Here is a 12785-nt window from a genome sequence, read left to right on the forward strand (position 1 = left end):
CGGAGCCAGGTCCTGCTGCGAGCCGGGTTGGAACCGCAACAGCTCGCCGGCCGGAATCAGCCCATCCGGTGCGCTCGCAGTGGCGGCGGCCGCCGGCGGGAGAGTGGTCAGCCCTGGGACAGGCCCGGCTTCATGTACTCCCGCAGGACCTCCGACTCCGCTGTCGCCTTCGCTTCCGTCAACCGGCCCAGCCGCTCCACGTAGCCCTCCGACGGGCTCGACGGCCCCGCGATCTGGTCCGCCAGCCTCCTGACCTCCTCCGAGATCTGCAGCCCCAGCTGCTCGAAGAAGTCCTCCGGATCGGCGATTGCCGCCAACTCCGTGGCCCGATGCTTCGCGTAGTGCTCCCGCATCCGCGTCCCGTACGGGTTCATCCCGAGCCCCTTCCTCCCTCAGTGAGCTGCCAGCCGGGTCGTCACGCTCGCTGGTGACCTCACCGGCGCCGACAGGAACCTCATCGGCCGGGTCACCTGGCTCCTCACCAAGATCCCACAGCGCCAGCTGATCAGAGTCAGCAACACTCGCACGACGTCGCGCCACGCCCCGGCACCTCCAACCCGTTGGTGAGGACGCCGGCCGCAGCACCCACGCCACGGCTCACCACCGCCCTCACCACGAAAGGCACCCACCCAGAGCGCAGATCGGACACTCGGCGAGAACCTTGTGGAAAATCGCCCGCCATCGTGCACGAAGGCGTCCGATCCGCACGGCGGCTCGTTGCCTTTCCGGGCATGACCACTACACAGAGTGCCCCGGCCCCAGGCCGAGCAGACCACACCAGCGAACACGCCGGTGCCCGGCAGACCTTCGAGCTCTACGGTCGCCGGATCGCCCACACCAACAACAGCGACGTGCAGCAGCTCCTCGCTGCCGCGCACACCGACCGGGTCCGGCCCCTGTGCATGTGCCGCCCCGCCGGCGTCACCATGTACGTCGCCAAGATCGGCCCCGACAAGTACGTCATCAAACGCATGCCCGACTCCGGCCTCGAGCACGCGCACCGCTGCGCCTCCTACCTACCGCCCGAACAGCTCTCCGGGCTCGGCCAGGTCCTCGGCAGCGCGATCACCGAGGAAGCCGACAGCGGCCTAACCGCCATCAAGCTCGGGTTCCGCATGTCCAAGGCCGAGCGAGCAGCCCCGAACGGAGCCGGTGGCGGGGGAGTGGCCGACTCCGTCGCCGCCGACCCCAACCGCCTCACCCTCCGCGCCGTCCTGCACTACCTGTGGCAAGAAGCCGACCTCGCGACCTGGACGCCCGGCATGGACGGCAAACGCAACTGGCGCATCGTGTCGTGGTACCTGCGCCAGGCCGCCCGCGGCAAGTTCACCAAGGGCAAGCCGCTCGCCACCCGCCTCTACGTCCCCGAGCCGTTCAACGCCGAGAAGAAGACCGAGATCGCCGCACGACGCCTCTCCGCGTGGGCGCCGATGCAGCAGCACGGCTCCGCCCAGCAGTTCATGATGCTCATCGGCGAACTCAAGTCCATCGACCCGGCCCGGTTCGGGCACAAGCTGGTCATCAAGCACTTGCCCGACGCGCCGCTCATGGTCAACGACACGCTCCTGGCCCGCCTCAACGAGCGGTTCGCCGACGAGATCGAACTGTCCCAGACCGACGACGACGGCCACCTGATGGTCATCGCCACCTTCTCCGTGGGCCGCGCCGGCCTGGCCACCGCCGAAGAGATCTCCCTGGTCATGACCGACCGCCACTGGCTGCCCTACGAGTCGCTGTTCGACAAGCTGCTCCTCGACACCGCACTCGATGCACGCCGCCGGTTCACCAAGTCTCTGCGCTACAACCTCGCCCCCGACAAGCCCATGGCCTCCCTGGTATTCACCGACACCGAGACCCCCACTGCCGCCTTCCTGCTCACCAGCGCCGACGACCGCGAAGCGGTCGCGGAGATCGCCACCGCCACTGGAACCGAGCTCTGGACGTGGGTCATCACCGAGGACATGCCGTCCCTCCCTCCTGCCGCCGACCATCGGCGTACCGGGCCTAGTACTGACCACCACTGAGCAGCGTCATGCCACACCGACGACCCGTGGACACTCCCGGATGCGGGGATGCTGCTGCGCCCACCGCGACCTTCCTGAGAAACTGCCGACTATGCCCACCATCCACGACGTTCTGGGCGAACTGCGCGCCACCTCGCTCGACGAGCGGGACAAGGGCGACAAGTTCGAACGACTCATCAAGGCGTACCTGACCACCGACCCCGAGTGGACGACCAGGTTCTCCAACGTGTGGCTGTGGACCGAGTGGCCGGGCCGTCAGGGGCGCACCGACACCGGGATCGACCTGGTGGCCGAGCACCGCGACCGTGACGGACTCGCTGCCATCCAGTGCAAGTTGTACGAGGCCGGCCATAAGGTCGCGAAGTCCGACATCGACTCGTTCGTCTCCGCGTCCGCCCGGACCGAGTTCACTGCCCGGTACGTGTTCGACACGGCCGCTGGCTGGACCGGCAACGCTGAGGAGACGCTCGAGGGTGTCGTTCAGCGCGTCGACATCAACTACCTTGACGACGCCCGGATCGACTGGTCCCAGTACTCCTGGAGCAAGCCCGACCGGGTGGTGGTCAGCGCCGCCAACCGGCTGCGGCCCCACCAGGAGGCGGCGATCGAGGCGGTGCGGGACAGGTTCGCCGAGCATGATCGGGGAAAGCTCGTCATGGCTTGCGGTACCGGCAAGACGTTCACGTCCCTGAAGATCGCCGAACAGCTGGTGGGCGAGGGCGGCAGCGTGTTGTTCCTCGTGCCCTCCATTCAGCTGCTCTCCCAGTCGCTGCGGGAGTGGATGGCCCAGGCCGCGGTCGACATCCGGCCGTTCGCGGTTTGCTCCGATGTGCGCGTCGGCCGACGTACGGCGAAGGCCGACGACGGGGACCTCTCGACCGTCGACCTCACCGAGCCGGCCACCACCGACGCCCAGATGCTCTACCAGCGATCCCAGGCCGGGAAGCACGCCAAGGAACGCATGACCGTCGTCTTCGCCACCTACCAGTCGATCGACGTCGTCGCGCAGGCCCAACAGCTGGGTCTCGGCGGGTTCGACATGATCGTGTGCGACGAGGCCCACCGGACCACGGGCGTCACCCTGGCGGGCGCCGACGAATCGCACTTCGTGAAGGTCCACGACGGCGACTACCTCAAAGCCGACCGGCGGCTCTACATGACCGCCACCCCACGGGTGTTCGGCGAGGACGTGAAGCGCAAGGCCACCGAGGCCGAGGCCGTCCTCGCGGACATGGGCGACGCGACAATGTTCGGCCCCGAGTTCCACCGCCTCGGATTCGGCGAAGCCGTCGAGCAGGACCTGCTCACCGACTACAAGGTGCTCGTGCTCGCCGTCGACGAGGCGTACGTGGCGGGCAACTTCCAGACCGCTATGGCACAAGGCGGCGAGATCCAGCTCGGCGACGCCGCGAAGCTGATCGGATGCTGGAACGGCCTGGCCAAGAACTACGGCCCCGAACACAGCCAAGGCGAAGATCGCAGCCCGATGCGCCGGGCGGTCGCTTTCGCCAAGGACATCCGCTCCTCCAAGGCAGCGGCCGCGGCGTTCCCCGCGTTGGTCGAACGGGCGCTGGAGGACGCAACGGAGGACAGAAACCACGTCCGCGTGCAGGCGGTCCACGTCGACGGCACCATGGGTGTCCACGAACGCAACACCCACCTGGACTGGCTCAAGGCCGAGCCCACCGAGGACAGCTGCCGGGTGCTCACCAACGCCCGCTGCCTGTCCGAGGGCGTCGACGTGCCCGCGCTGGATACGGTCATGTTCCTCACCCCGCGCGGCAGCCAGGTCGACGTCGTCCAGTCGGTGGGCCGAGTGATGCGCAAGGACCCATCCGGTCGGAAGAAGCTCGGCTACATCATCCTGCCCGTCGTCGTACCGTCCGGGGTGGCGCCGTCAGAGGCGCTCAACGACAACAAGCGCTACCAGGTCGTGTGGCAGGTGCTGCAGGCGCTGCGGTCCCACGACGACCGTTTCCACGCGATGATCAACAGCATCGAGCTCAACAAGGGCAAGTCCCCAAGGCTCGACATCGTCGACGTCACCCCGCGTCCATCGACAGAGGACGACGTCAACGTCAACGGCGAAGGCGCGGACCGGGAACCGGGGGCCGAGCAGCAGCTGACGCTCGACTACGGCTTCGAGGGCTTCCGCGACGCGATGTACGCCCGGATCGTGCGCAAGGTCGGCGAGCGCCGCTACTGGGAGACCTGGGCCAAGGACGTCGCCGACATCGCCCAGGCCCACATCACCCGCATCCACGGGCTGCTGACCGACCCGGGCTCACCCGCAGCGAAGGAGTTCGACGAGTTCCTCAAGGGCCTGCGCGGCAACCTCAACGAGTCCATCACCGCCCACGAGGCGATCGAGATGCTCGCCCAGCACCTTGTCACGCGCCCGGTATTCGAGGCCCTCTTCGCCAACTACGACTTCACCGCCCACAACCCGGTCGCCAAGACCATGGAGTTGATGCTGGCCAGCCTCGACGAACACGCGCTCGAGGCCGAGAACCAGCAGCTCGAGAAGTTCTACAGCTCCGTGCGCCGCCGAGTGGAGGGCGTGACCGACGCGACAGGCAAGCAGCGTGTCATCGTCGAGCTCTACGACAAGTTCTTCGCCACCGCGTTCAAGAAGACCGTCGACAGGCTCGGCATCGTCTACACCCCCATCGAGATCGTCGACTTCATCCTCGGCTCCGTCGACGAGGTCCTGCGCCAGGAGTTCGGGCAAGGACTGACCAGCGAGGGCGTACACATCCTCGACGGCTTCACCGGCACCGGCACCTTCATCGTCCGACTCCTGCAAAGCGGACTCGTCACGCAGCACGACCTGGCCCGCAAGTACGCCAACGAGATCCTGCTCCTCGCGTACTACATCGCCGCCGTCAACATCGAGACCACCTACGCCGAGAACGCCGGCGCCGGCGAAGCCGCCCCCTTCCCCGGGCTGGTCCTCACTGACACCTTCCAGTCCTACGAGGACAGCGACCGCGACGACCTCGACATCTTCCCCGAGAACAACGAACGGATAACCCGACAGCGCCAGCTGCCCATCACCGTCATCGTCGGCAACCCGCCGTACTCGGTCGGTCAGACCTCAGCCAACGACGACAACGCCAACACCGTCTACCCCACCATCGACGCTGCCATCCGCGCGACCTATGCCGCGCAGTCGGCGACCACCTCGATCCGCGGCCTGTACGACTCCTACGTCCGCGCCATCAAGTGGGCCTCGCTGAGGATCGGGTCCCGCGGCGTCATCGCCTACGTGACCAACGGCGGCTTCCTCACCTCCAACTCCGCCGACGGCATGAGGAAGTCGCTGTACGACGAGTTCACCGCCATCCACGTCTTCAACTTGCGCGGCAACCGACGCAACGCCGGCGCCGAGGGCCGCCCCATCTTCGAGGCCTACGCCAAGGGGTCCGGCGGCTCGATCGCAGGAATCGCCATCATCGTCATGGTCAAAGACGACACACGATCCGGCGGATGCACGCTCCGCTATGCCCAGGTCAGCGACTTCACCACCGCCCACGAGAAGGTCGCCGAGATCGTCCAGGCAGGCTCGATTCTCGGCACCAACCCGCACACCATCGTCCCCGACGAGCACGGCGACTGGCTGAACCAGCGCCGCAGCGACTTCGGCACCTTCATGCCCCTCTACGACCGTGGCGGGCCCTCGATCTTCGGCAGCACCTCCAAGGGACTGACGACCAACCGTGACGTGTGGGTCTACAACGCCAGCAAGGAGGCGGTCTCCGCCAGCGTCGAAACCCTCGTCGGCACCTACACCCGGTCGCTCCAAGCCGATGTTCCCCAGAGCGAGGTTCCCCGCGATCCCCACGTGATCAGCTGGTCCCGGCGCCTCCTGAGCAAGTACGCCCAGCGCCAGCCCCTCAGCGTCGCCGCCGACGCCCACAGGGTCGCTCTCTACCGGCCCTTCCTCCGCCAGCACGTCTACTTCTCCTCCGACCTCAACGAGGACCGGCGCCGGCTGCCCGAGGCGTTCCCCACCCCCGCACACGCAAACCACGGTGTGCTCCTCACCGGGGTCTCCTCGCACTACGAGTTCTGCGCGATCGCCACCGACGCGATCCCCGACCTCCACCTCCTCGACACCGGCCAGTTCTTCGCTCGCTGGCGCTACGAGCCAATCGCGGAACCCGACGACGGGACTCTCGACTTCGGCACCACCGAGGAGACCGGCGAGACGTTCGACGGGTACCGCCGCATCGACAACATCACCGACGCCGCGCGCCAGCGCTTCCAGCAGACGTACCCGAGCCTGGACATCACCAAGGACGACGTCTTCCACTACGTCTACGGAGTGCTGCACTCCCCGACCTACCGGGAGGCGTACGCCGCCGACCTGAAGAAGTCACTGCCCCGGATCCCACTGGTCGCGGACTTCGCCGGCTTCGCGGCCGCCGGCCGCGACCTGTACCAGCTGCACCGGGGCTACGAGACCGCGCAGCCCTACCCGCTCGACGGCCTCAACACCAGCCCCGTCGGGAACCCCTACGAGTTCTACGCCGTCGGCGAGAAGAAGATGCGGTACGTCGGTAGCGGCGCCGACAAGGACCACAGCTCGATCCGGTTCAACGACCGAATCACCCTCGCCGGCATCCCCGAGGAGGCGCACCGCTACCGGCTCGGCAGCAGATCCGCAGTGGACTGGATCATCGACCGCTACCACGTGAAGACCGACAAGAACTCCGGCATCGTCAACGACCCGAACGTCTGGTCCCGCGAAGTCGGCGACCCGCGCTACATCCTCGACCTGCTGGGCCGCGTCGTCACCGTCTCGCTGGAGACCATGACGATCGTCGACTCCCTGCCGCCACTGGACATCCGCGACCAGCAGTAGGGTTCCTTGGTGGCCTGCTACTCGTCGCCGTCGCTTCCCACGGCGCGATCCTGGCCGTCCCGGACCAGGCGAAGATGCCCCCGCCCGGCCCAGTCGAGGTCGAGGCGCGCCTCGCGGCCCGTTGCCAGCCTGGAACCTGGGCACGTCGGGTCGTTGCAGGGCCCGAAGATCCGGTCGGCCTCCAGGTGCAAGCATCCACGGTCGTCGTCTCCTCCCTAGTTCACCGTCGTGCGGTGGGGAGGGTCAGCACCCGAGCGCCGGACGCCGCCTCGACCGCCGGTGCCTCGGCGGGCTCCGGCGGCGTGGACGAGACGCGCTCGGCCGCAGCTGCACGGATCCGCTGCACCCGCTCCAGCGAGGCGGAGCCGTGTTGCCACTGCGCAAGCTGGATCAACGAGCCAGCCAGCCCGCGCTGCGCAACGATGCGGTCGGCGTCGCGCTGTACAACCGAGCGCCAGGCCCGGTCGGCAGCCGGTGCGACGTAGCTGATAGCCACCAGCACGCCGGCCGCGATCCCGATCGCAGGATCGCCGCCCGGCTGGAAGCCCTGGAAGACCACGATGGCACCGACCACGATCCGCAGATGCCACGCGAACCCGCCGGCGGGCACCCACGAGAAGATGCGCGCGATCTGCCGCACAACCACGAACACCAGCGTCCAAGGCAGCGCCCACAGCCGCGCCGCCAGGTCGAACCGGGACGGCCCGACCCGCTGGCTTTCGACCGCGTGCCCGATCGCCGTCGCGGCATCCTCGGTCGTCAGCCGCCGCTCGTAGAGGCCCTGCACCAGCCACGGTTCCACGATCACCGTACGACGCCCGATCGGCGTTGCGGGCAGGCGCGCGTCGTCGTCCAGCCGCACCAGCACTCGCCCGGGAGCGAGGTCGAGCTTCTCGAGCAGGGCCAGCGTCGGCTCGAGCACGGCGCGCTGCCCGGGGCGAAGGCCGCGGGCGCATCCGAAGATCCGGGCAGCGGGAGCCTCAAACCAGCCACACGCCAAGACGAGCGAAACCAGCAGCGTGCCCAGGAACGCGAACACCAGGCCAGCGCCGGGCAGGAAGCCCAGGCCGATGACCGCGACGAAGCTCCCGGCGAGACCAGCCGGCACGACGGCGCACAGGCGGATCAACTTGGTCGACGTCCGCATGTTCCTCACGTCCCCTCGTGGCGGGACCCATCATGAATCCCCGCCCAGCCGGCACGACCCGATCGTGCCGACACTGCCACTCTGAGTGTTCACCGAACCACCGACAGCGCAACCGCACCGCCGACGGCCTGTGGATAGCGAATCTCTATCCACAGGCCGTCGGCCGGAACCTTGACAACTGCGGCAGCGGTCTACTCACGCGGGCTGCTGTTCAGCCGGTCCTGGGTCTCCTCGTCGAGGTAGACCAAGTCGACCTTCGTGTGTCCCGCCGTGTGCCGAGCAGCGAGCGGGGGAGTGGCGGCGAGGAGCAGCGCGAGACGCTTCTCCAGTCGCGAGCGAGTGTTCTGCACGGGTCTGTCTCCGTCCTTCTCAGCGGCCCGGGGCCGACGACTCCGGGCCGGCACCGTTGACGCCGGGGGCGTTGCGGGCGTCCTGGTCGTGGGCACGGCGCTCCTGCGCGACCGTGTCGCGCAAAGCCGCCTGCTGCATCAGAGCACCGGCGGCCGCGGGCACCGCACGGTCCCACTCACGCGGGTCCACGGCCTGCTCGAGGGCAGCGACCACCAGGTCCGCCAACGGGTCGCTCTCCGAGAGCTGGTCAAGGGCGGTCCACGCCTGCGCTCCCTTGCCCTCCAGGAACGAGCTCAGCGCCAGCATCGTCGCCGGGCTGTCACGCACCTCACGCGGCGCCCGCCGCACAAGGTCCTGCCAGAACTCCGAGAAGACGGGCGCGTCCTCACGGCTCATGCTCAACACCGCCGCGTCCCGGGCGCTGCTGTCGTGGAGCACGGCCAGGACCCGGGCCGCGTCGCCGTCGGAGAGGTACTCCCGGTCACGGCGGAATTGGTCGAGCCGCGCGCCCAGCCACCCGACTTCGGACCGGCGGGCAGCCACATCCATGTCGAGTGCGCGGGCCTCGGCGGCAGGCAGGTGCTCGGCAACCGCGGTGGGGTCGCCCTGCATCGCGGCGGCGAGGTCCTCGCGCCGGCCGACGGGCATGACCCGGCCCATCAGTGCGAACTCCGCGTCGATCCGGGTGCGGGCGCCGGGGTCGACGGTTCCGTGGGTGCCTTCGAGAACGTCGGTCCACTCCTCGCCGTTGACCCACAGCATCGGCCCTACGTCGGGGCCGCGGACCTCGCTGTTGACCAGAGCCTCACCCAAGGCAGCCAGCGCCTGGACGCAGGCGCGGCCGTCCTCGCCGTACGCCACGAGGGCGACGCGGTCAGGGTGGTGTCGGTGGAGGTAGACGTCGGTGAGCGCCTGGAGGAACTCACCTATCTCCTCGGGGGACTCGGGAATGTCGAGGCGGGCGGTGGGACCGTCCCCGAGAGCCAAACAGACCATGCTCGATACGGGGGTGAATCCCAGAGTGTGGGGGATGGACGAGATCAGCTCGTCGTGCGAGCTGATCTTGAGAACGTTGGTCATCGACGATCACCTGCTCGGGTTGGAGGGCACGTTCATACGGAGAAGCAACCGGTTACGCGCCGGATCGGACAGGTGGCCGCTACCGATCTGGGGCCGTTGTCGACCGGGCCTGTCCGGGGGCGTCGGCGGGCATCCACCGCGATGGTCCGGACGCGAGCTGGTTGAGCGCGACAGCTTGCAGAGGCGCCGATCCGGGAGGGGCATCGCTTGGGATCACGATCCCCTTCTTCGCCGCGCCGAGCTGCTCGAGCGCCATCCCTCAGGTGCGGCCTGTCAGGTGCCCCAGCTGTACGCGGTCGGCGTCGGTGCGCTCGACGAGGCGGTCGATCGCGTCACTGGTGAACACGGGGCGACCCTGCGCGTCGCAGTCCGCGACGAACAGGCCCAGGTCGGGGTGGTGATTGAGGTGCACCTCGCCGAGGTGCTCGAACTTCGGGTCCTCCCCAGACCTTCCATGCTGCGTCGGAGGGCAGTGTCTCGGCGATCTCCGCGCTGGAGCCGGCCGAGATCTCGCTGTGGACGTACCCGCGGCATAACTCGAGCCTGCGCTGGCGGCTGGCGGCTGGCGTTGGCGGGCCCCGGCGCTGGGTCGCCAGGGGAGCACGAACTCGTGTCCCAGCCCGAACTCCTCGAAGACCTCGAGGAGGGCATTCACCCGCTCCGGCGGGCAGGAGTAGACGATGGCTTCAATCGGTGTGCGATCCCCCACGACACGAGGACCTCTCTCCGTGGTTCAGATGGTGATGCCGGAGTGGCCCGGCTTGTCTGGCTGGTGGGTCTGCTGCGGGGGACCGCTGCTGGACCACGGCTGACTGGTTGTGTCCCGGCCCCCCGACGTGCAGGCAGGCGCATGGGCGGCCGCGTAGCTCAGTGACCCGGCCAGTGCGGCTGAGGTCCGCGCCCTCGACTGCGCGCTCTCGATCACCGAGCGCATCATCGACACGCTCTGGTCGGCCCGGGTCACCTCCTGGCTGACGTCGTGGACACGCGAATCCAAGAGCATCAGCGCATCGGTCGCCGTCGCCGACTCGGCCGCATGCTGTGCGTGGCGGGTGATCTGATCTGCCACGGGGCGCGCGAGCGCCACGACCTCGGCGAGGACGTCGATCTGAGTCCGCAAAGCCCGGATCTCGACGTCACGGTCGTCGACGTCGTTGCCGCGGCCGAGCTCGTCGCCGGCGCGCTCGATCGCGCCGCTGGCCGCGGTGAGATGGCGGGTGAGGTCGTCGCCGAGCTCGTTCATCACGCCGGACCTGTTGCGAAGCCGCCCCAAGTGTTCGCCGGCGGACTCCAGATGGAAGTCCCTCCGCTCCTCCTGGTGGGCGTAGAAGGCGTCGGAGGCGGCGTCGTGCAGGACCCGTAGCGACGAAGCTGCGACGTCGCTGAGCTCATCCACCGTCTCAGCCGCGCGCCGTAGCGCCCGCTCCGCGTCGAAGACGGCGTCGGCGGCCGCGAGCACTTCGCGCCCTTTCATCGGATCTCGCCGGACCTGCGCCCGGGGTCATCGACCGTGGCGAGGGTGGACTTGAGCTGGTTCGCCGCCGTCATGGTCTGCGTCAGCTGGTCGCGCAGCGCGACCACCGGATGAGCCTGTGGATTACCGGCGGCGCCGGACGAGTTGTTCGGGAACTGGTTCATCGGTCGTTCTCCTCGTGAGATGTGTGCTCTGGCGTGGAGAAGCAACCGGTCGCGCCCTGGATCGGACAACCACAGCGGAACAACATCGCCCACGGCAGCAGGCGGGCCGGCGGGGAGCAAGGGGTCTTCCGCAGCGGCGACGGGTGGTCGACACTTGCTGGCCATGGATGACGAGGCGGTCCTACTCGAGCGGCACGTGGCCATGGCGGCATCCGCCTGGCGCCACGCGAAGGCCGAAACCGAGGCCTACGGCCGCTTCGTCGCTGCCACTGACGAGTGGGATGCCTACGCCGGCCCGCAACTCGAAGAACCCGCCGAAGAACTGCTCGACCAGCTGGCAGATAACTCGGCACCGCTCACGCTGGACGAGGTCGTCGCCCACGTCACTGCCCAGATCCGAAAGGCGGCGCCCGCCGATGCCGCTGCCGCGTCCCACGCTGGAAGCACATCGTTGGGGAGTGCGAGCACCCGGACCGCACTGTCTTCCTCGGCTGGTACTTGGATGGGCTGAGAGCCCGCGGCGTCTCGGGTCGCCAGCGGGCTCTCATGCGGGGGCATCGCACGACCCACCGACACACGTCCGGCATTCGCCGAAGCCGCCCTTCACGACGAGCAAAGGCCCCAACAGGTCGATCCAGGCCGGGGGGCGGACCGTTCATTCTCGCGACAGCGTCACGACAATCTGGGTCGCGGCGCGGCTTGGGTGCTGGATCTGCATCCGGCCCCGTGTAGGTGGGTATACCTCGGGTGAGCTATACGGACCTATGCGAGAGGTGCGGCCCATGGAGCCGAGTCCGCACGCACCCGGTTCTCTTCCGGGGTACCTCGCGGCCGCGAGCGCGATCGGATCCGCGACAAGGTCTCGCGGCTGAGCATGCTCGGTCCCCCCGGCGGACCGCTGCTCGCCTTCCATGCCCCTTGCGGCCCGGGGAAGACGTCTTTGCTGCGCATGGCCCAGCGCAACGCAATCGCAGATGGGTTTCTCACGGGGGTGGGTCACCGGCCGTGACGACCGGCCGATGTCGCCGGACTCGCGCAAGGGCTGAGCGTGCCCCGATGACTCCTACTCGTCCCTGGGCGGGTCTGCATGGCTGGTTGAGTACGCCCTCCACATCTGAGCGACCTCGTTGACGCGCTCTTGATTCGTGTGCCACCTCACCACGCGCCCGACGCCACGACGTGAGCCGCGGGGGTGGTCGGCAGCGACGAGGGCGAGGTCCTCGAGAACGGCCAAGTGTCGAAGCACCCGGCTGTGGTCAATCCCGATCATTTCGGCCAACTCTGTCGTACTCATCGGCCGCACCGAGAGACACCGCAGGATCTCGGTGCGCGCGCTGTTACCGATCGCGCCGATGATCCCCAGCACCTCCCCAGGCATGTTCGGCGGCTTCGACAGTCGTGGCACAAGCCGCATTGTGCCGGACCGCGAAGAGCGCGAGATTGCGGCCAGAACTGCCGTTAGCGCCGTTCATATGGCATGCTTGGTAGTGCGGAACTCGGCCTGGCGGCAGAAGCCGGCAAAGTCACGCCAGGGGCGTCGGGCTTGACGACGCAACGCAGAATGGATGTTCCGGTTCGGGCCGGGAGAGAAGAGAACGCCGTCATGGGCATGCGTCAGCAGAAGCCACCGGGGGCGCAGACGCCCACGGCGGATCGCGGCGCGTCGATCTCCCCGTTT

Annotated in this window: 11 protein-coding genes; 3 read left to right on the forward strand and 8 right to left on the reverse strand. The window is 68.3% G+C overall.

Annotation, left to right across the window (positions count from 1 at the left end; genetic code table 11):
* Window positions 1-107: 107 nt before the first annotated feature.
* Window positions 108-374, reverse strand: coding sequence for a hypothetical protein (locus tag FHU40_RS28330; RefSeq protein WP_246390611.1), 267 nt, complete (start codon window positions 372-374; stop codon window positions 108-110).
* A 357-nt stretch (window positions 375-731) separates the two neighbouring features.
* Between FHU40_RS28330 and FHU40_RS15620 the strand changes: the two genes are divergently transcribed.
* A complete protein-coding gene (locus FHU40_RS15620) occupies window positions 732-2024 on the forward strand; it encodes a DUF1173 domain-containing protein (RefSeq protein WP_183593201.1) in 1293 nt (430 codons plus the stop codon).
* Window positions 2025-2115: 91 nt separating this feature from the next.
* On the forward strand, window positions 2116-6891 hold the full coding sequence (locus FHU40_RS15625) for a DEAD/DEAH box helicase (protein WP_183593202.1): 4776 nt from the start codon (window positions 2116-2118) through the stop codon (window positions 6889-6891).
* A gap of 220 nt (window positions 6892-7111) precedes the next feature.
* Here FHU40_RS15625 and FHU40_RS15630 read toward each other — a convergent pair whose 3' ends face one another.
* The 6 genes from FHU40_RS15630 to FHU40_RS15655 all read right to left on the reverse strand — a co-directional run bounded on the left by FHU40_RS15630 (window position 7112) and on the right by FHU40_RS15655 (window position 11107).
* Window positions 7112-8038: a hypothetical protein gene (locus FHU40_RS15630; RefSeq protein WP_183593203.1), complete on the reverse strand. Its 927-nt coding sequence runs from the start codon at window positions 8036-8038 to the stop codon at window positions 7112-7114.
* A gap of 191 nt (window positions 8039-8229) precedes the next feature.
* Window positions 8230-8388 carry a hypothetical protein gene (locus FHU40_RS15635; protein WP_183593204.1) on the reverse strand — a complete coding sequence of 53 codons (159 nt, stop codon included), beginning with the start codon at window positions 8386-8388 and terminating at the stop codon, window positions 8230-8232.
* Window positions 8389-8407: 19 nt separating this feature from the next.
* Entirely contained in the window at window positions 8408-9469 is a 1062-nt protein-coding gene (locus tag FHU40_RS15640; protein WP_183593205.1) for a DUF4192 domain-containing protein, read from the reverse strand.
* Between the two features lie 259 nt (window positions 9470-9728).
* The gene (locus FHU40_RS15645; protein WP_183593206.1) at window positions 9729-9881 is read right to left on the reverse strand and encodes a hypothetical protein; all 153 of its coding nucleotides are present in this window, start codon (window positions 9879-9881) and stop codon (window positions 9729-9731) included.
* A gap of 321 nt (window positions 9882-10202) precedes the next feature.
* Window positions 10203-10943 (reverse strand): hypothetical protein, encoded by a 741-nt coding sequence (locus tag FHU40_RS15650; protein ID WP_183593207.1) that lies wholly within the window; start codon window positions 10941-10943, stop codon window positions 10203-10205.
* Window positions 10940-11107: a hypothetical protein gene (locus FHU40_RS15655; RefSeq protein WP_183593208.1), complete on the reverse strand. Its 168-nt coding sequence runs from the start codon at window positions 11105-11107 to the stop codon at window positions 10940-10942. The genes FHU40_RS15650 and FHU40_RS15655 overlap by 4 nt, the downstream gene beginning before the upstream one ends.
* A gap of 163 nt (window positions 11108-11270) precedes the next feature.
* Here FHU40_RS15655 and FHU40_RS15660 point away from each other — a divergent pair, with 163 nt between their 5' ends.
* Window positions 11271-11618, forward strand: coding sequence for a hypothetical protein (locus FHU40_RS15660; RefSeq protein WP_183593209.1), 348 nt, complete (start codon window positions 11271-11273; stop codon window positions 11616-11618).
* Window positions 11619-12170: 552 nt separating this feature from the next.
* On the opposite strand, the gene FHU40_RS15665 is transcribed toward FHU40_RS15660, so the two are convergent.
* Window positions 12171-12521 (reverse strand): ArsR family transcriptional regulator, encoded by a 351-nt coding sequence (locus FHU40_RS15665; RefSeq protein WP_183593210.1) that lies wholly within the window; start codon window positions 12519-12521, stop codon window positions 12171-12173.
* Between the last annotated feature and the right edge of the window lie 264 nt (window positions 12522-12785).

The sequence above is a fragment of the Nocardioides soli genome (genome assembly GCF_014191495.1).
Classification (GTDB): domain Bacteria; phylum Actinomycetota; class Actinomycetes; order Propionibacteriales; family Nocardioidaceae; genus Nocardioides; species Nocardioides soli.